Annotated in this window: 23 protein-coding genes and 1 other RNA gene; 7 read left to right on the top strand and 17 right to left on the bottom strand. The window is 29.6% G+C overall.

Features of this window, described 5'->3' with window-relative positions; genetic code table 11:
- Window position 1: 1 nt before the first annotated feature.
- The 6 genes from rplI (at window position 2) to rnpB (ending at window position 5,021) form a co-directional block, all read left to right on the top strand.
- Window positions 2-445: a 50S ribosomal protein L9 gene (gene rplI / locus L8V85_RS03310; protein WP_039618280.1), complete on the top strand. Its 444-nt coding sequence runs from the start codon at window positions 2-4 to the stop codon at window positions 443-445.
- Window positions 445-987, top strand: a complete 543-nt coding sequence (hslV, locus tag L8V85_RS03305) for an ATP-dependent protease subunit HslV (protein ID WP_133318899.1) — start codon at window positions 445-447, stop codon at window positions 985-987. The genes rplI and hslV overlap by 1 nt, the downstream gene beginning before the upstream one ends.
- On the top strand, window positions 984-2,303 hold the full coding sequence (gene hslU, locus L8V85_RS03300) for an ATP-dependent protease ATPase subunit HslU (protein WP_133318898.1): 1,320 nt from the start codon (window positions 984-986) through the stop codon (window positions 2,301-2,303). Before hslV ends, hslU begins: the two co-directional genes overlap by 4 nt.
- A complete protein-coding gene (gene era / locus L8V85_RS03295; RefSeq protein ID WP_263662445.1) occupies window positions 2,300-3,172 on the top strand; it encodes a GTPase Era in 873 nt (290 codons plus the stop codon). The genes hslU and era overlap by 4 nt, the downstream gene beginning before the upstream one ends.
- Complete coding sequence (locus L8V85_RS03290; protein ID WP_263737466.1) at window positions 3,162-4,673, top strand: hypothetical protein; 1,512 nt, start codon at window positions 3,162-3,164, stop codon at window positions 4,671-4,673. Before era ends, L8V85_RS03290 begins: the two co-directional genes overlap by 11 nt.
- Window positions 4,674-4,699: 26 nt before the next feature.
- An RNA gene (gene rnpB, locus L8V85_RS03285) (RNase P RNA component class A) lies at window positions 4,700-5,021 on the top strand.
- Here the strand turns inward: rnpB and L8V85_RS03280 are convergent.
- The 17 genes from L8V85_RS03280 to L8V85_RS03200 all read right to left on the bottom strand — a co-directional run bounded on the left by L8V85_RS03280 (window position 5,016) and on the right by L8V85_RS03200 (window position 19,988).
- Window positions 5,016-5,231, bottom strand: coding sequence for a hypothetical protein (locus tag L8V85_RS03280; RefSeq protein WP_263737465.1), 216 nt, complete (start codon window positions 5,229-5,231; stop codon window positions 5,016-5,018). The two genes, rnpB and L8V85_RS03280, sit on opposite strands and share 6 nt — an antisense overlap.
- Entirely contained in the window at window positions 5,228-5,599 is a 372-nt protein-coding gene (gene fliS / locus L8V85_RS03275) for a flagellar export chaperone FliS (protein WP_133318893.1), read from the bottom strand. The genes L8V85_RS03280 and fliS overlap by 4 nt, the downstream gene beginning before the upstream one ends.
- A gap of 18 nt (window positions 5,600-5,617) precedes the next feature.
- Window positions 5,618-7,921: a flagellar filament capping protein FliD gene (fliD, locus tag L8V85_RS03270; protein ID WP_263737464.1), complete on the bottom strand. Its 2,304-nt coding sequence runs from the start codon at window positions 7,919-7,921 to the stop codon at window positions 5,618-5,620.
- Window positions 7,922-7,923: 2 nt separating this feature from the next.
- On the bottom strand, window positions 7,924-8,265 hold the full coding sequence (locus tag L8V85_RS03265; protein ID WP_133318891.1) for a FlaG family protein: 342 nt from the start codon (window positions 8,263-8,265) through the stop codon (window positions 7,924-7,926).
- A gap of 119 nt (window positions 8,266-8,384) precedes the next feature.
- Complete coding sequence (locus L8V85_RS03260) at window positions 8,385-10,178, bottom strand: menaquinone biosynthesis decarboxylase (RefSeq protein WP_263737463.1); 1,794 nt, start codon at window positions 10,176-10,178, stop codon at window positions 8,385-8,387.
- Window positions 10,179-11,105, bottom strand: coding sequence for a hydroxymethylbilane synthase (hemC, locus tag L8V85_RS03255; protein WP_263671353.1), 927 nt, complete (start codon window positions 11,103-11,105; stop codon window positions 10,179-10,181). It lies immediately after the preceding gene.
- Entirely contained in the window at window positions 11,096-11,491 is a 396-nt protein-coding gene (locus tag L8V85_RS03250) for an FxsA family protein (protein WP_263671354.1), read from the bottom strand. Before L8V85_RS03250 ends, hemC begins: the two co-directional genes overlap by 10 nt.
- Window positions 11,488-13,188, bottom strand: a complete 1,701-nt coding sequence (locus L8V85_RS03245) for a proline--tRNA ligase (RefSeq protein WP_133318978.1) — start codon at window positions 13,186-13,188, stop codon at window positions 11,488-11,490. The genes L8V85_RS03250 and L8V85_RS03245 overlap by 4 nt, the downstream gene beginning before the upstream one ends.
- On the bottom strand, window positions 13,175-14,482 hold the full coding sequence (gene hemA, locus L8V85_RS03240) for a glutamyl-tRNA reductase (RefSeq protein WP_263670241.1): 1,308 nt from the start codon (window positions 14,480-14,482) through the stop codon (window positions 13,175-13,177). The genes L8V85_RS03245 and hemA overlap by 14 nt, the downstream gene beginning before the upstream one ends.
- On the bottom strand, window positions 14,482-15,375 hold the full coding sequence (locus L8V85_RS03235; protein ID WP_258107335.1) for a polyprenyl synthetase family protein: 894 nt from the start codon (window positions 15,373-15,375) through the stop codon (window positions 14,482-14,484). The genes hemA and L8V85_RS03235 overlap by 1 nt, the downstream gene beginning before the upstream one ends.
- A gap of 47 nt (window positions 15,376-15,422) precedes the next feature.
- Complete coding sequence (locus L8V85_RS03230) at window positions 15,423-15,830, bottom strand: exporting protein (protein ID WP_133318977.1); 408 nt, start codon at window positions 15,828-15,830, stop codon at window positions 15,423-15,425.
- Window positions 15,831-15,859: 29 nt separating this feature from the next.
- Window positions 15,860-16,123, bottom strand: a complete 264-nt coding sequence (locus tag L8V85_RS03225; RefSeq protein ID WP_258107334.1) for a DUF2018 family protein — start codon at window positions 16,121-16,123, stop codon at window positions 15,860-15,862.
- 2 nt (window positions 16,124-16,125) lie between these two features.
- Window positions 16,126-16,752, bottom strand: coding sequence for an HAD family hydrolase (locus tag L8V85_RS03220; protein ID WP_133318884.1), 627 nt, complete (start codon window positions 16,750-16,752; stop codon window positions 16,126-16,128).
- Window positions 16,749-17,081 carry a hypothetical protein gene (locus L8V85_RS03215; protein WP_258107332.1) on the bottom strand — a complete coding sequence of 111 codons (333 nt, stop codon included), beginning with the start codon at window positions 17,079-17,081 and terminating at the stop codon, window positions 16,749-16,751. Before L8V85_RS03215 ends, L8V85_RS03220 begins: the two co-directional genes overlap by 4 nt.
- Complete coding sequence (locus L8V85_RS03210; RefSeq protein WP_263737462.1) at window positions 17,078-18,703, bottom strand: cation:proton antiporter; 1,626 nt, start codon at window positions 18,701-18,703, stop codon at window positions 17,078-17,080. The genes L8V85_RS03215 and L8V85_RS03210 overlap by 4 nt, the downstream gene beginning before the upstream one ends.
- Before the next feature lie 25 nt (window positions 18,704-18,728).
- Window positions 18,729-19,103 carry a heat shock protein transcriptional repressor HspR gene (locus tag L8V85_RS03205; RefSeq protein WP_039668403.1) on the bottom strand — a complete coding sequence of 125 codons (375 nt, stop codon included), beginning with the start codon at window positions 19,101-19,103 and terminating at the stop codon, window positions 18,729-18,731.
- A gap of 12 nt (window positions 19,104-19,115) precedes the next feature.
- Window positions 19,116-19,988, bottom strand: coding sequence for a J domain-containing protein (locus tag L8V85_RS03200; protein WP_263737461.1), 873 nt, complete (start codon window positions 19,986-19,988; stop codon window positions 19,116-19,118).
- Window positions 19,989-20,140: 152 nt separating this feature from the next.
- Here L8V85_RS03200 and L8V85_RS03195 point away from each other — a divergent pair, with 152 nt between their 5' ends.
- A complete protein-coding gene (locus L8V85_RS03195; RefSeq protein WP_133318880.1) occupies window positions 20,141-21,556 on the top strand; it encodes a DegQ family serine endoprotease in 1,416 nt (471 codons plus the stop codon).
- Window positions 21,557-21,559 lie beyond the last annotated feature (3 nt).

Here is a 21,559-nt window from a genome sequence, read left to right as displayed (position 1 = left end):
AATGAAAGTATTATTAATTAAAGATGTAAAAAGCTTAGGAAAAGCAGGAGAAGTTAAAGAAGTAAAAGATGGATATGGACAAAATTTTTTAATTGCCAAAGGTTTTGCCAAAGCTGCTACACATGAAGTTTTAAAACAATATGAAGCAGAGCAAAAGAAAAAGGCTGAAAATTTAAGATTTGAACTTGCAAATTTGGAAAAATTAAAAGAGGAATTATCTAAAATCACTATTTGTATAGCTAAGCCTGTGGGAGCTAATGGAAGCTTGTTTGGTGGGGTTACTAAAGATGAAATCGCACATGCATTAAAAGATCAAAAAGGTATAGAGCTTGATAAAAAAAGCTTAGAATGTGATACCATAAAAGAGCTTGGTGTGCATGAAATTTCAGCAAAATTAGGCCATGCAATTCATGCTGTATTTAAGCTAGAAGTTAAAGGAGAATAATGTTTCACGCAACTACAATTTTAGCTTATAAAGGTAAAAATAAGTCTGTAATTGGTGGAGATGGACAAGTAAGTTTTGGAAACACTGTTTTAAAAAACAATGCAGTTAAAATTAGAAAATTAAACAATGGAAAAGTATTAGCAGGTTTTGCAGGAAGCACCGCTGATGCTTTTAATCTTTTTGACATGTTTGAAAAACTACTTTCTAGTTCTAAGGGTGATTTGTTAAAAGCTGCAATAGATTTTTCAAAAGAATGGCGTAAGGATAAATACCTAAGAAAACTTGAAGCAATGATGTTGGTATTAGATAGAGATCATATATTTTTACTTTCAGGAACTGGAGATGTAGTTGAGCCTGAAGATGGTGCTATAGCTGCTATTGGTAGTGGGGGTAACTATGCACTTTCTGCTGCAAGAGCTTTAGCCAAACATTCAAATTTAGATGAAGAGGAATTAGTCAAAGAAAGCTTGCAAATAGCTGGTGAAATTTGCATTTATACAAATACAAATATTAAAACTTATGTAATTGAGGATGATAAATGAATTTAACTCCAAAAGAGATTGTGAAATTTTTAGATGATTATGTAATTGGACAAAAAAACGCCAAAAAAATTATAGCAATTGCTTTAAGAAATCGTTATAGAAGAATGCAGCTTAGCCCTGAACTTCAAGATGATATCATGCCAAAAAATATTTTAATGATAGGATCAACTGGGGTTGGTAAAACAGAGATTGCAAGACGCCTTGCTAAGATGATGGGACTTCCTTTTGTAAAAGTTGAAGCAAGTAAATATACTGAAGTTGGTTTTGTTGGGCGTGATGTAGAAAGCATGGTTAGAGATTTAGCTAATGCTGCTTTAAATTTAGTAAAAAACGAAGAAAAAGAAAAAAATAAAGACAAAATTAATGAATTTATAGAAAATAAAATTTTAGAAAAACTTTTACCACCTTTACCAAAGGGTGTTAGTGAAGAAAAACAAGAAGAGTATCAAAATTCTTTAGAAAAAATGCGCGTGAAATTAAAAGCTGGTGATTTAGATGATAGCACAATAGAAGTTGAAATTTCACAAAGCGTGTTTGATACTAATCCAAATTTACCACCTGAAATGGGTGCTATGCAAGATATAGTAAAAGTTATTGGCGTGGGTAATAAAAAAGTTAAAAAAGAAATGAAAGTAAAAGATGCAAGAATAGCTTTAGCTCAAGAAGCAAGTGAAAAAATTCTTGATATGGAAAGCATTAAAGGCGAGGCTTTAAGAAGAGCTGAAAATGAAGGGATTATTTTTATCGATGAGATAGATAAAGTAGCAGTTTCAAGCTCAAATTCAAACCGCCAAGATCCAAGCAAAGAAGGGGTGCAAAGGGATTTGCTTCCTATAGTTGAAGGTAGTACTATACAAACTAAATTTGGACCTTTAAAAACTGATCATATTTTATTTATCGCAGCAGGTGCTTTTCATTTAAGCAAGCCAAGTGATTTAATCCCTGAACTTCAAGGGCGTTTTCCTTTAAGAGTTGAGCTTGATTCGCTAGATGAGGATGCTTTATATGCTATTTTAACAAGACCTAAAAATTCATTACTAACACAATACATTGAGCTTTTAAAAACTGAAAATGTAGAGCTTGTTTTTGAAGATGAGGCTATTAGAGAAATAGCAAAAATAGCAAGCAAGGCTAATGAAGAAATGCAAGATATTGGCGCAAGACGCTTACACACGGTGGTAGAAAAACTTTTGGAAGATATTAGTTTTGAAGCAGATGAATATGCTGGAAAAGTTTATAAAATAGATGATTTTAAAGTGCAAGTTAAACTTGGAGATATCATAGAAAATAAAGATTTAGCTAGGTATATCTTGTGAAAAGTGGCTTTATAAGCATAGTAGGTAGAACTAATGCAGGAAAAAGTTCTATCCTTAATTCTTTATTAGAAGAAAAAGTGGCTATGGTTTCTCATAAGCAAAATGCCACAAGAAGAAAGATTAATGCAATTATAATGCATGAGAATCATCAGCTTATTTTTATAGATACACCAGGCTTGCATGCAAGCTCTAAAGCTATGAATCAGCTTATGATTGATTTGGCGATTAAAAGCATTGCAGATTGTGATGTGATTTTATTTGTGGCTAGTATTTATGATGATATTAAAGATTATGAAAATTTTTTAAGTTTAAATCCTAAAGTGCCGCATATTGTATTAATCAATAAGGTTGATTTGGTAAAAAAAGAAGTCTTACTTAAAAAATTAAGCGAGTATTCTCAGTTTAACTCACATTTTAGCGCCATTATCCCCTATTCTGCTAAGCAAAAATTTTATAAAAAAATTCTCTTAGATGAGATGATTAAGTATTTGCCTGAACATCCGTATTATTTTGATCCTGAGTTTATTACTACCACAAATGAAAAGGATATCTATAGAGATTTTATTTTAGAAGCCATATATGAAAATTTAAGTGATGAAATTCCTTATAGCACTGAAGTAAAAATAGAAAAAATCAAAGAGCTAGAGCAAATTTATTATATTAACGCCATCATCATTACAGATAGTAATTCTCATAAAGGAATGATACTAGGTAAAGATGGAGCTACAATTAAGCGTATAGGTAAAGAAGCTAGGATGAAGATAGAAAAATTAGCACAAAAAAAGGTAATGCTAAAATTGTTCGTTCAATTAGAAAAAAATTGGCATAAAAACGAGCAAAATCTCAAAAAAATCCTTTATGATGAGTAAAAAAATCATCAAAAAAGATTTTCTTACTTATGAAAAACTTTTATATGTAAAACTTACAAATCCTATTAGTGAAGATGAAATCTTAAAAAAGAGCTTTGAGGAACTTGGTCTTAAAGATGATTTTTCATATGAGCTAAAGTATTTTCAAGATAAATCTTTTACTCATGTATTTTTGTGCAAATATGAAGATATTTTAGATGTTGATTATGTAATCCCAGAACCCCTGCTCTTTGAAGTGTATTTTAGGAATGATACAAATAGTGAAAATCTTGCATTATTATTTAAGAAAAAATACATAGTTTTAGTGGAGTATTTGGGATGTGAATTTCAAAATTGCAAAGTTATGCCATTAAATACTTATAGTAAAATATATGATGAAAAATTAAAAAATACATATAAAAACACCATAAGTATAGACGATACTCAAAATCTTAGCAGTTTTGATAAATTTAATAGTAATATTTTCTATCAAAAATTATTAAAAAAATGTGATCGAGTTAAAATTAATTTTGCCAATAAAGCAAAAATAAATCATTTAAAATCTTTTAGTTTTAAAATTTTATTAGCTTTTACATGCGGGATTTTACTAGCCTTAGTTTATCCTTTGTATTTATATACGCAAAAATCATTTTATGAAAAAGAAAAAATAAAATATGAAAATTTAATCAAAAATCAAGATGATATCTTAGAGCAAGCAAAAATAAATCAAAAACAAAATCAAGAAGTTGAAAAATTACAAGAAAAAAATGAACAAAAAATTGATTTGTTACAAAAATTTTATGCAAATACGCTCTGCTATAAGGATTTTTATAATTTTTTAAAAGTCTTAAATTCTCATCAAAGTTATATAGAAGCTTTATATATAAAAAATAATGATTTTATCATAAAGCTTAATAAAGATTATGATTTTTATGATGATTTTAAAAAATATCATTTCGTGTTAAAAAGTAAAGAGATTAACGATGAAAAAATTACTCTTGTTTTTGAAAAATCTTTAGAAAATTTAGAAAATATCTTTACGAGATTATCTAAACGCGAATTTATATTGACTTTGATAATGGCTTTTGTATTTGGTTTTTTTATAATCTATATGAGTATTTTTGAGTATTTCGAAAAACAAATGAAATTATCAAAAGATGAGTTATTTATTTTACAAGCAAAATATGAGCAAAAACAAGAATTGATTTCTGATTTTAAAGATGAAAAATTGCAATCTTTTGATAATGAAATATCCTTAGAAGAAAGTAAAGATTATCAAAGTGTTTTAAAAAATATAGAAAAAAATCTCACTAAAGTAAGGTTTTTACAAATCCAAAGTCATGAAAGTCAAGATCAGTATTTTACTTATTATGATTTAAGATTGAGTTTTAATGGTGATTTTTATTTTTTAATGCAATTTTTGCAAGAACTAGATCCTTATATAAAAGTCAAAAATTTAGAGCTTGTAAAATATGAAAATGAATTAAAAATTACATTAAATCTTATTTTTACTCTAGTATAAAAATGATTTTTTTGATAAAATTTATCTAAACATGGCAAGCGATCGCTTCTTTTGAAGAGGAAAGTCCGAGCTGCAATAAGACAAGGATTCCATCTAATGGATGGCTAGGGTAACCTAAGGGAAAGTGCAACAGAAAGAAAACTACCATATTATATGGAAAAGGTGAAACGGTAGAGTAAGAGCCTACCAGTAGCTTTGGTAACAAAGCTAGCTATGTAAACCCAATCCGCAGCAAGAAGGGGTGGTTTTAGTCTTATAATATAACCCTTCGCTTGAACTTGTTTGCAAAAACAAGTCTAGATAAATGATCGCTCTTGACAGAACTCGGCTTATCGCCATGTTTTATTTCATATAAGCAGATGCTTTTTTGAGTTTTTGTAAATTTTTTGCTACTTCATCTTGCTTTTTTTTCATAAAAGCTATTGCCTCATTAGTAAGAGCTAAAGTCTCATTGGGACAATCTTTAAAGTCAGGTTTTTCTATGAGTTTAACTATTTTTTCCACATCTTCAGTATATACAGCTAGTTTAAACTCATCTATCCATTTTTTTTCACTCATTTTTGATGAACTTCTCTCCAAGCCTCTAACAAGCCTTTGACTACATTGATAACTTCATCTACTCTTGCTTCACTATTTTCTATATTTGCCAAAGAAAGAAGTTGTAATTCTCTAGTGTATAGGCCACTTAAGTAGTGTGCTATTTCTCCGCCTTTTTCATAATCAAGGCAATTTAACAATTCTATAAAAATAGCACTAGCTCTTTTTACATAATACACTCTTTCTTCTATATTTCCATTTTGAATAGCTATTTTTATCCTACTTGCAAAGCGTAAAATCCCGCTATATAACATCTCTATAAGTTTTTCTTGGGATTCTACACCAGTTTGATTTTGTGAATACGCATTATATACTGCACTATTTAGCATTTAAATCCTCTCTATTTTTTAAGAATTTTGATTATTTGCTGCATTAATCATATTTGTAATAACACTTGCTTGGTTATTTAATTTTGCAATTATACCATCATATGCTGCCCATCTTGACCACATTGTGTCATATCTGCTTTCTATGGATTTTTTAGTATTTTCTATAGTTTCGTTTAGATTTTTTGATTCTTTAGTTAAAGAGTCTTTATAACCACCAAAAGAACCATCAGAGCTCATCATCTCACCCATAGTGTTTTTTAATACCCCAAAGGTTCCAGTTTCTTCTTTATAAACTGAATATATAGTTTTTGGACTTAAGCCAAATTTTTTCAAAAATTCTTTATCACCTTGAATTTCTAGGTTACTTCCTGATGTTCCTTTGATTCTAAATTGAATTTGCTGATTCTCGTTACCTTGATTAATGATTTCAAAACTAGCTTCTAAACCTTCTAAACCAAAACTATTTATATGATCAACTAAATTTTTAGCTTTTTCTATATCATCCGCACCAGTTAGTTTAAAAGGATCTCCATTGGCAGTTTTACTTAAATCTATAGTTTCATCATTATAAGTAATGGTAAAATTACCTTCTTTGAATTCTATATCGCCACTATCAAGCTTACTTACTCTATCTCCTGTTAGATCAATGTCTTCAAAGCCATTGTGTCCTACGAAAAATTTCTCAGCCATTTCAGGATCTTCGTTAAATTTGGCATTAAATTTTCCAGAGTCAAAGGTTAAAACCCCATCATTTAAAGTTAAACCATAATCAGCTAAAGATAAACTTACTTTTGAAGAGACTTTAACACCATCTGAAGTATCGCTATCTCCAACTGTGATTGTTCCATCTACTGTGATAGTTTGAAGCAAAATATTGTTAATTTGTGATTTTATATTATAAATCGAGCTTACACCTACGAAATTTCCTTTTGTCCCTGCATCAGGATCGTATTTTGTCGCTGCATTAAGATTGATCATTAAATCATTATAAGCAGTAGCTAAACTTTCTAAAGATTGTGCTATGGCTTCAGTATCTTGAGTAACATTGAAACTAATTTCACCCTTTTGTTTAAGCTCTAGGGTAATATCAGGTCCTATATCTGTAATGGTATTAGTTGATCTAATCATCTTAACACCATCTACACTAAAGATAGCATCCATACCTTTTTGGATATGATTTTCATTGTTTGAAGCTACATTGTAGCCCTGTGGTGTGCTTGTATCTAAGGTAATGCCAAATTTACTACTTAATAGTGAAGTAGCTTTATCATCTCTAGCATAATTTGCTTGATCTATATTGCCATCAGCATCAGTTGCATAACCACCATCAAAAAGACTTAATTCACCACCATTGGTAGCTCTAAAAGTAAAAGATTTTCCATCTTCCCCAAAGCTTAATTCCACTTTTCCATTAGTTTGTTTTTTTAGATCTTCTGCTAAGCTCTTATAAGTAGTATTCTCGTCTATATCAATAGTAAATCTATCATATCTTTCACCATTTTTTATAACAAAAGTAAAAGAAGTGCTTTCTCCTGCACCAAGCAGTTTTTCATCAAGATTTCCACTAAATTTTCCACTTATTTTATCTTTATCTTTATTTTCAGTGCCTGTTGGTCTAAAACCATACAAACCACCCGCACTAATGCTATTTTTATCAAGCTCCCAACCCATAGCTTTTAATAAATCATCATTACCTGAAAAAGAAATATTATTTTTAGTTCCTGTTTCAGTGCTTTGCACTACTAAACGATAAGGATTGTCTCTATCTCCGGTATTTACTAGCTTAGCTTCTATTTTACCACCTGTGGCGGAATTGATTTTTTCAGCAAGTTGAGCTACGGTTGTACTTTTGTCAATTTCTATTTTATAGTCTTTTCCATCTTGGGTAATAGTAAAAGAAGCTTTGCCGTTAGAATCACCTTCTATACCTAAACTGCCCATGACGGTAGAGGTTTTGTCTTTAAAACCATTGCTTTGATAAACATCTTTTTGAGCAAGTTGATCGACTATGACTTTCATATTTGAAAGATTAGATAAAGAGCCTACAACCAAGCTAGCAGCAGCGCTATCGCCACTTACACTAGGAGAAACTTTCTTTTTGTTAAATTGAGAAGTATCGCCAAGACTATTTACAGCAGTTTGAAAAGCAAGTAGTTTAGCTTCAAGCTCTGCTAAGTCTTTTTGTCTTGAAGTGTTAGTTTCAAGTTGCGTGTTATAAAGCTTTAAGTGAGCATTCATTTCTGCTTCTTTAAGCTTATTAAGTGTATCGCTTGTTAAAACTCCTGAACCTATACCTAAGCTTCCTAAACTACCTACTGCCATGATTAACTCTCCTTATCAAAAATGGTGCCAATAACACCTTTAAAATGTTCTATTAATTTCATAACTTCTTCACTAGGAATTTTGCGTATTAACCTACCTGTGTCTTTTTCGGTGACATTTACATACATTTCGTTTATTTTATCATTATACGCAAAACGCACATTTGTTTCCAATGTTTCCATTTGTCTATTAAGTTTTTCTGTTGCGTTTTTTAATTTTTCATTTAAATTCTCATCTTGATCATTTAAATCAACCTGTTGCTTATTCTCTTGAGATGGCTTTTCAACACTTTTTGTGTTAAAATGAGTTATATTTGTATCCCTTTGAATATTGCTAATGTCCATTTTAAACTCCTTTTTAAAAGACTCTAAAACACACTATCGACACAATTTTAAAAAACTTAATATTTAAATTAAAAATATATATATTTAATAAGCAAAAAGTGTTCTCAAAAAGTTTAAAATTAAAAAATTTCAAACTTTTTGAAGAATTTTTCATCATTTACAAGTAATTTTTTTGCAATAAGTCTGTCTATAACTTCTTTAGAGCAATTTGTCATTAAAGGCCATTCTTTATGATAATCTTCTAATGATCCTTTATTTGTCGCATCAATTGCAACACAATCTTTTTTGATAAATATATCTCTTTTTGCATCGATATTATTTACCACACGCCAAATTAACATATAAGGATTTTCTAAAATAGCATCTGAATCTAAAAAAACTAAAATTCTAAAATGTTTTTTATAAATTTGTAGTTTTTCAAAAATTTGAGCAATTTTTTCTTTTTTATCAATTAAGATCACACAAATTGGAGCAAAGGTTTGGGTGTAAAATTGTTTTAATTTTAAAATATTTTGATCTTTTTCTTTAAAAAGTGAAAACAAAGCTTCATCACTTAGAATTTCAAGTTCAACTTTTTTCTCACCGCCACACGCATCAAGTCCTGCTTTACCACCGTAACAATAAGTGCTTGAAGCATGATCGAGTTGATCACAAATTCCTTCACTAATAAGTAATTTTTCTTCATCAAAGCGATTAAGTATATAAGGTATGAGCTTGTCATAATCTTGCAAGCAAGGTGCATTTTCATCGACAAAAATAGCATGTTTTACAAAACTCATTTGCCCTACCCCCCAAAAAGTATGCATTACTTGTTTTGCATGAGCTGGATATTTTGCTTCTATTTTGGCTAAGATTAAATTATGAAAAACTCCATTTTCAGGCATGTTATAATCTATCAAATCAGGTGCGTTAGTTTGAAGTAAAGGTAGAAAAACTCTTTCTGTACCAAGCCCCATGTATTTATCTTCTAAAGGTGGTTTTCCTACAACAGTAGCTTGATAAATCGCATTTTTTTTAGCAAAGATTTTTTCTACTTTTAAAACAGGACAAAGCTCAACAGGGGTATAAAAACCCGTATGATCTCCAAAAGGTCCCTCGGGTGCAAATTCATTTGGATCTACAAAGCCCTCAATTACAAAATCACTATCATAAGGCACATAAAGATGATTGCTTTTGCATTTTGCCAAAATGGCAGGTTTTTTCTTGATAAAACCATAAAGTAAAAGTTCAAAAATACCTTTTGGTAAAGGCGCTTGAGCACACCAAATATATAAAGGATCTCCACCTATGGCTATACTTACTGGCATTTTTTGATTTGCTTTTTTATACTCATGGAAAAAGTGGCTCGCGTCTTTGTGAATTTGCCAATGCATAAGCAAGGTTTTTTCATCAACTACTTGCAAGCGATACATTCCAAGATTATTTTGTTTTCCATCTATGCTTTGAGTATAAACTTGCCCCATAGTGATAAAAGGTGCAGCGTCTTTTTCCCAAGTTTTTAAAATAGGTATTTCATATAAAGAATTTAAGCTTTTGTAGTTAAATTCTCCATCTTTTTTGATGCGTTTTGGTGGGATATTTTTTAAATCAAGCAAGGTTTTGAAAAAATTTAATTTCGCACCAAAGCTTTGCGGTATGTGCATTTTAAGTAAAGAGCTAATTTCTTTAGCTACATCTTCATAATCTTTTCCAAATGCTAAATTTAAAGCTTTTTTGCTGCAAAAAGTATTTAATAATACAGGATAATCGTATTTTTTGCCATTTTTTACTGCATTAGTAAAAAGCAAGGCTTTAGAGTCTTCTTTTTTAACTTCTATATAAGCTAAATGTGCCATTTCAAGTTCTACATCTACTGGCTCATGGATGGTTTTTAATAAATTATTTTTTTCTAAAAGCTCTACGAATTTTTGCATTTATATCATACTCTCTGCTTCTTTTAAAATTTCTTTTGCACCTTTTGCTATCATTTCTTTGGCTAAAAGCTCGCCTGCATTTGAGTAATTTTGCTTATCAATTACTCTTTTTTCTTTTAAAATTTTACTTGCATCGGGTAAGCCCACTATGGCGCGAATTTCTATTTTTTCATCAATGATTTTTGCATTAATTCCTATAGGTACTTGACAACCACCTTCTAGGGTTTTTATAAAATCTCTTTCTATATGAGTTTCTACAAAGGCATTTTTATCATTTAAGCATTCAAGGTATTTTAAAATTTGTTTATCATCAATGCTTTCTATACCTAAAGCTCCTTGAGAAGCTGCAGGTATCATCTCATCAAGTTCAAAAGCCCTAATGTATTTTATTTCTTTATCTAAACCCAAGCGTTTAATGCCAGCTAGAGCTAAAATAATAGCGTCAAATTCCTTAGCTTTAAGTTTTTCTAAGCGTGAGTTGATATTACCTCTTAGAGAAATGATATTTAAATCAGGTCTTAACGCTAAAAGCTGCATTCTTCTTCTAAGACTTGTAGTGCCTACTTTTGCACCTTTTGGAAGAGCATTTAAGCTTTCATAATACTCACTTAAAAAAGCATCATTTACCACTTCTCTTTTTGAAATAGCAGCTAAAACTAAGCCATCAGGAAAGAAGCTTGGCACATCTTTTAAGCTATGCACAGCTAAGTGTGAATCACCTCTTAACATACTTTCTTCAAGTTCTTTTGTAAAAAGTCCTTTTCCACCTATTTTAGCTAAAGGAGAATCAAGTAAAACATCACCTTTGGTTTTAAAACCCTCTAAAAAAATTTCTAAATCAGAATGTGTTTGTAATAATTTATTTTTTATATACTCACTTTGCCATAATGCAAGTTGGCTTTTTCTTGTTGCGATGATTAATTGCATTTTTTATGCTCCTGTATGATTTCTACATCTATGATTTCTTCTTCGTTGTTTGTTTGATGATATTTTCTTTTTTGTTTTGTAAATAATTTTAATATCGTCATAAAAAATAAGAGTAAAATTCCCAAAAATGTGCTTAAAATTCCTGGTATTAAAAGTAAAATTCCAACTATAGTTAAGGAAAATAATTTAATCATACCAAATAAATTAGTATTGGCATTTTGCATAGTGATGAGATTTGTCCAAGTCTTTGCTAAAAACATTGCTCCTAAAAACATACTTGCAAAAACTATCATAAAAAAATTTAAAAAACCAAAAAAGACTATAAATAAAATACTAGCAATCAATTCTAAAATCAAAAAAGCACTTAAATTTGTTTTTGCTATCATAAAATTTTCTCTAAGTGTGAAATTACTTCTTGGGTTTTTAAAACTTGTTTTTCTAAGGTATTTCTATGGATTAACTCTACTTCATCGCTTTCTAAGCCTTTACCTATAACTAAAGCATAAGGAAAGCCCATTAATTCAAAATCATTAATCTTTACACCAAAACGCTCATTTCTATCATCAAACAAAATTTCTTTATCTTTAAAATGAGTATAAATTTGCTCGGCAAATTCCATAGCTTTTGTATCTTTTATATTAGAAACGATAATATCTAAAACAAAAGGAGCTAGAGTTTTATTCCAAATACAACCTTTTTCATCATGGCTTGCTTCTATGGCGACAGCTACTAAACGGCTCACTCCCATACCATAACAACCCATAGTGAAAAATTGAGCTTTACCATTTTCATCTAAATAGCTTGCATTCATTGCTTTTGAGTATTTATTTCCAAGTTTAAAAATATGCCCTACTTCAATACCTTTGCTTTGCTTAAGCTTGTGCTGACATTTTGGACAAAGATCATGCTCTTTAACTGCTGCAAGATCTTTAAAGCGTTCTTTATTTAAATTTACAACATTGATTCCGACTAAATGATAATCTTTTTTATTTGCTCCAATAATCATATTTGTTTCATTTTCAAGCTCACGATCAATATAAAAATCAACTCCATTTAATCCTACAAAGCCGATAAATCCTGGTACCAAACCTGCTTTTTCTAATTCTTCTTCACTTACATCAACTAATTCTAATGCATTTGCTGCATTTAGTGCTTTAACTTCTTGCAGTTCATCATCGCCGCGTATAAAAAATACTACAATTTTTTCTTCATTTTCATAAATAGCTTTTTTAGCAATAGCTTTAACAGTATAGTAAGGATTAATTTTAAAAAATTCTGCTAATTCTTCTATAGTTTTTACATTTGGAGTGTGAAATTGTGTAGCAAAATCAGCTTCTGGCCTTTCATCTTCACAACTTTTTTTAGCTCTTTTTGCTGCTTCAATATTTGCAGCATAATCACAATGCTCGCATAATAATATATCATCTTCGCCATTTTTAGCCAAAACCATAAATTCTTTTGAACCGCTTCCACCAATAGCCCCACTATCAGCTTCAACAGCTCTAAATTCAAGCCCTAATCTTGTAAGAATTTTACTATAAGTTTCATGCATAAGATTAAATTCTTTGTCTAAATCAGCTTCACTGCTATGAAAACTATAACCATCTTTCATTAAAAATTCTCTACATCTTAAAAGTCCAAATCTAGGTCTAGCCTCATCTCTAAATTTAAGTCCTATTTGATATAAATGCAAAGGAAGTTGTTTGTAAGAATTTACTTTATTTCTAACCAAAGCTACTATGGCTTCTTCATGGGTTGGTCCTAAGACAAAATCATTTTCTTTTCTATCTTTAAAGCGTAAAAGCTCTTTACCAAAAACATTAAATCTCCCACTTTCTTTCCAAAGTTCAGCTGGGGTATTAAAACTTAAATTTACTTCTAAAGCCCCTGCTTTATCCATTTCTTCTTTGATGATATTTTTAATCTTATCTAAAACTCTTTTTCCTAAAGGTAAAAAATTATACAAACCACTTCCAATTTGTTCTACAAAAGCACCCTTAACTAAAAATATATGACTTGGCAGGGTAGCATCTTTTGGATTTTCTTTTGTGCTTATGGCATAAAATTTACTAAATTTCATGATTATTCTCCAAATTAAATTCACATTTATAGAAGTTTAAACCTTCCATGCTTTCATTTTTTAAATCAAACACATAACGCATGGCATTTACAACAGAGTCATTTTGCATAGTTCCACTTAGTTTTTTTAAATTTACACTAGGATGATGTAAAAATGCATTCATCACCTGTCTTATAAGCTTTCTTGCTTCTTCATGATTTGAGTGTTTTAAATATCCTTTATCTATGGCCTTTTGTAATTGTTCTTTAGCGATTTCATCAGCTTGCAAGCGTAATTGCTTAACCAAAGGTAAGGTTGCTAGTTTGCTTAGATGTTGGAAAAACTCATTTGTCATAGTGCCTACTATAGAATAAGCAATCTGGGCTTGATGTTCTCTTAGTGTTAAATTTTTTCTTACAACTTCTTCTAAATCATCAACAGCATAAACTATATTTTTTTCATTTGCTTTTACATCAATATCCCTAGGCACTGCTATATCAAAAAAATATCTTTTATAATCTTTTTCTTCTAATATGTCATTAGTTATGATAGCATGTGGAGCATTTGTGGCGCTAAAAAATATCTCATATTTATTTAATGCTTCTTTTAAATTTGCGATACTTTCACAACTTGCATTTTCACCCAAATCCTCACAAAGCTTTTGGGCATTTTGTATATCTCTATTTAATATCAATACTTTAGCTTTAGCATTTAATAAATGTTTACAGGCTAACTCGCTCATTTCCCCTGCACCTACTACAACTGCAGTTTTATTTTCTAAATTTATAAGCTCTTTAGCTTTTGCTACCGCTACTGAAGCAACTGAAATAGGATTTTTGGAAATTTCAGTTTGATTTCTAATATTTGCTGCACATTTAAAAGCATAATGGACTGCTCTAGTTAAATGCACACCACATCTTTGTTCTTGTAGAGCAAATTTATAAGCATCTTTTAATTGTCCAGCAATTTGTGTTTCTCCAATAACTAAACTATCAAGTGAGCTTGCCACAGAAAATAAATGATGGATAGCCCCACTATCTTCATAAAAATCAGCTTTTGTGCTTAAATTTTCTTTATCAACCCCACAAAGTAAACTAAGTGTTTTTAAAATATGTTCATTGATACTTTCAATTTCTCCGATAAAAAGAAAAATTTCAACTCTATTGCAAGTGCTAAGCACTAAACTTTCTAGAATTTTATTATTAGTATGGATTAATCTTAATAGTTCTCTTTTTTTATCTTCATTGGAAAAGGAAAGTTTTTCTCTAGTAGCAATATCTGTATTTTTGTGCGTAAAACTGATACAATAATAATGCATTAAAATTCCCTTTCTATCATACTTTTAATAATATCTTCTAAATCTTTTATATTGTATTTTTCTATGGCTTTTAAGGCATTATTTGCATAGGTGTTTAATTCTTGACCAATTTGATTAAAAATTTCATGCTCTTGCATTTTATTTTTAATCCAAGTAAGTTCATCTATATTTAAATCTTTCTTGTAATAAGACTTAAGTATTTCTTGATCTTGTGGATTTAATTTTTCATATAAATACATATAAGCAAGGGTGGTTTTACCTTCTTTAAAATCATTCATGGCGGGTTTGCCTAAGGTTTGTTCATCGCCTTTGATATCTAAAATATCATCTACAATTTGAAAAGCCAAGCCCAAGTTTTTACCATATTCTGCAAAATCATCTTCATTTAAATTAGCAAGTATAGCCCCACATCTTGCACTAGCTTCGATTAAAACAGCTGTTTTGTTATATATCATTTGTAAATAAGCGTTTTTATCGGTATTGAAAGTTTCGCTTAAATTTACATCCATTAATTCACCAATGGAAAGCTTTACAACAGCATTGGAGATGATTTTTGCTAATTTTAAATCTATTAAAGAAAGTTCATAGAAGGCTTTTGAGTATAAAATATCTCCAAGCATGATAGCATTTTTGGCTCCAAATTGTTCATTGATAGATTTTACACCTCTTCTTAATTTTGCTTCATCAATCACATCATCATGCAATAAGCTTGCAGCATGGATTAATTCTATAATGGCACAAATTTTATAACTAATATCGTTTTCGCTAGCTATTTTTAAAAGTAATTTTGAGCGTAATTTTTTACCGCCTTGAAGTTTTGAACTCATTGTTAAAATAGGCTTGTAATTTAATTCAGATAAAAATTCATGCATATATTGATCTATCTTTTGCACCATGCTTTCCTTAATTTTCTTATAATTATATTTTATTAAATTTTACTTTAGTTTTGATTAAGAGTGACTTTTCTAGGATCTAAAAATTCCACTTCTAATCTTTTATCTCTATCTTCTATGTAGATAGTGAAAATAGCCTCACCTTTTTTAAAATCACTAAATTCAAGTATTAATCTTGCTCTATCTATGTGTGGATTTTTATAATCAGGCACTAAAGTTTGATCTACCCAATTTAAATTTCTTCTTAAAGACATCACAAATTGCCTAGGGTATTTTTTATACCTTGAATGAACGATGATATTAGTTTGATCAAATAAAGTCCATGAAAAGTCAAAATAATAAATCTCATCAGGATAATCAATTTCTTTTATTTTTACACTTGCTTTTTCATCTTTACTTAAGGTAAATTTATAAGTATAATCAAAAAATACTTCAGCTTTTAAAAAATTAAACATCAAAAATAAAGACAAAAATAAACGCAAAATCAACCCTCATGCCCTAAAATTTCAGCACTTAAGCCTATATAAAAATCATTTTTTCTCTCATCTATTAAGAGTGAATTTTCCATTTGAAATTGCGCTACATCATTTTCATTTAAATTATTTTTTTCTAAAAGCTCTATCATAGCGATATGATCGGCTAATAATTTTTCTAAAACATTTTCTAATGCACCTAAATTTGCATATTTTATTGTTTCGATAAATTTTTCTTTAGGGCTTTTTGCAAACATTTCATCAAAAATATCCATTTTTAACCTTTTATGTAAGTTTGAATTTTTTCTATTAAAGTAGTTTTATCGTTAGCTTCATCTAAGTCTTTAATTTCTTTTTGCCAAGAAATATGTATATAATCCATCTTAGCATTTTTAGCACAAAGTCTATCTTTTAAGCTATCGCCTATGAAAATACTTTTTTCATATTTTGCTTCATCTGCGATTAATCTTAGCATCATAGGATCAGGCTTAGCTTCTATACCATAACTAACACCTAATATTTTATCAAAATATAAAAGAATGTTTTGTTTTTTTAAAATAGGTACCAAGCTTTCTTGAGGTGCATTTGTGGCTATAGCTAAATAGCAATCATTTTTTTTACAAAATTCCAAAACCTCAAGCACACCATCAAAAAGCACCACGCTTTGATCATAATGCTTAATAAAATACTTCTCATAACCTTCTTTAAAGCTAGTATGTGAGTAAGTATCAACCCCGTAAAAAATCTTAGCATAATTTTGTCCAGGAGTATTGATAGTATCTAAAATAAACTCTCTTTTTAAAGGTTCTAAATTTAAATCCGCTCTTATTTCATTTACCGCACATATTATAGCATTAGCACTATCTATAAGCGTGCCATCCATATCAAAAATTACATTTATCAATATTCATCCTTAAATTTAATTTTATGTTTGTCTTTTTTATAACTTTGATTATTTTTTAGCTTATATAAGGCATTGGCTTTTGAAGCTAAGGTTTTTTGGTCTAAACTTTCATCTAAACACTCATTTACAAAAATCTCCAAAGCCTTAGTATAAGTAGAATCTAAAAACACCGCTTGAATTTTCTCAAAGATTTTAGCATTTTTTTGCATTCTTTCCCTAAAAAGAGTTAAATCAAAATCTTCTCTTTTTAAAGCACTCACAGCAGAATTAGTAAATTTTTCTAAAGCTCTTACATATTTTACCCTTAAAGCTTTTTCATCATTTTTCATTCTGCTGCACTTGTATTGATTCTACATTGTAATGCTTCTTGTACTAAATTTCTTGCTATTGAAGCTTCAGCATCTACAATGTGTAAATGTTTATCAGTATGTGGGAAAATGATCTTAGCACCTGTACCACTTGTTTTTAAAACCGTTTGTATGGGTTTGTTAAAGCTAGAAAGCACTTGATAGAGCATATCAAGCTTAGCTTCATTACTTATAGTTATAATAGCAACTGAGCATTCTTCTATATTTGCTACTTTTAATGTTTCTACTTGGGCTACATTTGCAAAAAAGATATTTTCATTTCTACTGCGGCCAAGTTCAACTAAATTTAAATCACTTTCTAAAACCAAATATGGAATACCTGTTTTTTTGATCTTTTGTACCACTTCTTGACCTAATCTTGTATAACCAAAAATGATAAAATGATCTTTCATTTTTTGATCACATAAATAAAATTTAGCCATATCATTTTGCTCACCTTCGGCTGCGTTGGCTATTTTTCTAAGATTATTTAAAATAAAAGGCGTTGCAACCATAGTGACGATAGAAACTATAATAAAAATTTGTGCTGTTTTTTCATCTATAAGTGAATTTACTTGCATTAGCGAAAATACTGCTAGCGCAAATTCTCCAATTTGAGAAATACTCAAAGCAGTTTTTAACGCTACTCTTTTTCTTGTGTAAAGAATTAAAAGACCATAGATTACTACAAATTTTATCAATAAAACCAAGCTTACAAAAACAAAAATCAAAAACCAATTTTCAAAAACTATATGAAAATCAATTTGCAAACCAACACTGATAAAGAAAAATCCTAAAAGCAAATCTCTAAAAGGAACCAAATCTGCTTCTATTTTATGTTTATATTTAGTTTCAGCTATCAAAGCTCCAGCTATGAATGCTCCAAGTGAGTATGAAAAACCAAAAGAATGAGCCAAAAAACTTGCTCCTATTACAGTAAAAAGTATGGTAGCGATGAAAATTTCATTTGCGTTAGTTTTAATGATGAATTTTAAAACATAAGTAAAAAGGTATTTGCCTATAAAATAAAGCAAAACAAGTAAAATCACAGCACTGACTAAAGTTGTAAGTAAAAGTTTTGAAATATCAGCATTTTGAGAACTAAATATATCAATCATTAATAGCAGTGGTATCACAGCAATATCTTGAAAAAGTAAAATTCCTAAAGCTTTTCGGCCATATTCTTCGTTGATATCGCCATTATCATTAAGTATTTTTAAAACTATAGCAGTGGAAGATAAGGCTAGAGCAAAACCTGCTATCATTGCGATATGGCTTGCTATACCTAAAATATAAGTTACAAGTAAAGTACAAACCAAACCACAAGTTAGCATTTGCAAACTTCCATTTAAAAATACTTCTTTTTTCATTGCCAAAAGATGTTTAAATGAAAATTCAAGCCCTATGGTAAACATTAAAAAAACTATGCCAAATTCAGCTACATGTATAACAAATTCATTAGTGCTAAAACCATAAAATTCACGCACAAATAAACCTGTAGCTATATAACCTATAATAGTTGGAATACCAAATTTTTTAAGTATAACATTAAGTACGACAGCAACTGCTACTGCAGTTAAAAATAAAGTTATAAAAGCATCCACTCACCAACCTTTTGTAATGTTTTTATTATTTTATTTTTTCTAAAAAAATTAAATCAAAATTACTTCTATGTTTAACTACTGCTCTTGATTTTGAAGGATTATCTCTTCTATCAAGTTCTAATCTTAACTCTTCAATAGTGTTTTCAAACTCATCAATTTTTGTTTTTAGTTTTAAAATCACATCAACACCAGCCAAATTAACCCCAAGATCTCTTGTTAAGCGTAAAATCATTTTGATTCTATCTATATCTTTTTGAGAATAAAGCCTCATTTTACCATCGGTTCTACTTGGCTCAACTAAACCTTCTTTTTCATATTGTCTTAGAGTTTGTGGATGTATACTTAAAACTTTTGCAACAACACTTATAAGATACACCGGTTCATCATAACTATGCTCCATTACTTACTCCTTTCAAGGTAATTTTTCTTCTAAAATTTTTACAAATTCAAGATCAAGGCTATTAATATCAGGTATTTTTACATTTAAAATTAAATACATATCCCCATAAAGATCTGTTTTTCTATTTTGCACTCCATAGCCTTTAAGTCTAATTTTTTGATTGTTTTTAGAATTTGGCGGTATGGTAATTTTAACTTCTTTTCTTGGGGTATGCACACTGATTTTATCTCCAAAAAGCGCTGTTTTCAAGCTAATTTCAACCTTTTTGTACAAATCATCATCTTCTCTTTCATATTCATCGCTTTTTTCAAGTTCAACTTTTAAAATCAAATCCCCTCTTTGCCCTTGAAAGCTTTTTCCTTTACCTCGTATGCGTAGCTTTTCGCCATCTTTTATGCCATGTGGAATTTTGATTTTAACTTGCTCGTTATTTATATTTACCAAATGCTCACCACCTAAAATTCCTTTTTCAAAAGGAATTTTAACACTTGCTTGCAAGTCTAAATCTTCTTCAAATCCTCCAAATCCCCCAAAGCCACTTCTAAAATTATTACTAGAACTAAAACCGCCACTAAATCCTCCAAAGCCTCCACCAAAAATATTTTTTAAAATATCATTGATGTCAGCTCCACCTGCATTTCTTGAAAAATCATGAAAACTTTGCCCACCAAACATAGAATCGCCATATCTATCATACTGAGCTCTTTTTTTCTCATCACTTAAAATTTCATAAGCGGCGTTAATTTCTTTAAATTTTTCCTCAGCACCATTTTCTTTGTTAATATCGGGATGATATTGTCTTGCTAATTTTCTATAAGCTTTTTTTATCTCATCTGCACTAGCGTTTTGCGAAACTCCTAGTGTTTCATATAAACTATTGCTCATTTTTATTATTCCTTAATTTTTTATAAGATTATATCAAAAACTTTAGTCTTAGTCAATCAACTTTTATAAGTTTTAAAACTAAAGGTTTTATTTACAATTGTGTAAAAATAAAATTTTATACTTGCATTAAATGATTTTACAAAGGATAAAACATGAAAAAAACTATGATTCTTTCTTTGGCATTGGCAACTAGTCTTTTTAGTGCTAGTATTGATTTTAAACAAGCAGATGATAATGTAAAAAGAACTTTACCAACTGATAATCAAAATACTATACTTTCTTATCATGATTCCATACAAAAAGTTAAAAATTCAGTTGTAAATATCTCAACTTCTAAAACTGTTCAAAGTAGTTCATTTGGAATTGATGATTTTTTCAATGACCCTTATTTTAGACAATTTTTTGGTTTTGATTTCCCACAAGCTCCAAAAAATAAAAAAAATAAAGAAGTTGTAAGTTCATTGGGTTCTGGTGTAATTATTTCAAGCGATGGTTATATTATAACAAATAATCATGTTATAGAAGATGCTGAAAAAATCACTGTAAATTTACCTGATTCTAGCACTGAATATAAAGCTAAATTAATCGGAGCTGATCCTAAAACAGATTTAGCAGTGATAAAAATAGAAGCAAAAAACTTACCCGCAGTAGTTTTTGCTGATTCAGATAAATTACTAGAAGGTGATGTAGTGTTTGCTTTGGGTAATCCTTTTGGTGTTGGAAGTAGTGTTACAAGTGGGATTATTTCGGCCTTAAATAAAAACAATATAGGTCTAAATCAATATGAAAATTTCATCCAAACTGATGCTTCTATTAATCCTGGAAATTCAGGCGGAGCTTTGGTAGATAGTAGAGGAGCTTTAGTTGGGATAAATTCAGCCATACTTTCAAGAAGTGGTGGAAATAATGGCATAGGTTTTGCAATCCCTTCTAATATGGCAAAATCTATTGCACAAAAACTTATTGAGCATGGAAAAATTGAAAGAGGATATTTAGGCGTAGTCATAGGAGCTTTAACTCAAGATATTAAAAAAGCCTATACTAATCAAGAAGGTGCTTTAATCACTGAAGTACAAAAAGATTCAGCAGCTTATAATGCAGGGTTAAAAAGAGGAGATTTGATTATAAAAGTAGATAAAACTGTGATTAAAAGCCCTATGGATTTAAAAAACTACATAGGAAGTATTGATCCAAAACAAGCAGTAGAAGTAACTTATGAAAGAGATAATAAAGTCAAAACAGCTAAATTTATGTTAAAAACAGATGAAAAGTCGCTACAATATGAAAAAGGTTATATTGATGGTCTAAAATTAGTGGAACTTGACTCTAAGAATAGACAGCAATACCGCATACCTGAAAGTATTAGTGGTATTTTAATTACCGAAGTTACTCCAAAATCAAAAGCTGAAAAAATAGGTTTTGAGCAAGGTGATATTATTATAGGTGTTGATCAGTATGAAATTTCAAATTTTAAAGAATTATCTAAGGCTTTAGAATTAAATAAAGGTAAAGAGTATGTTAAAATTTGGATTAATAGAGGCGGATTTGTAAGAGCTTTACTTTTTTAAGAA

This window comes from Campylobacter sp. IFREMER_LSEM_CL2090 (assembly GCF_025771865.1).
GTDB lineage: Bacteria > Campylobacterota > Campylobacteria > Campylobacterales > Campylobacteraceae > Campylobacter_D > Campylobacter_D lari_D.
Note: the sequence above shows the minus strand (reverse complement) of the source record. Positions and strands in the feature narration are given on the sequence as shown.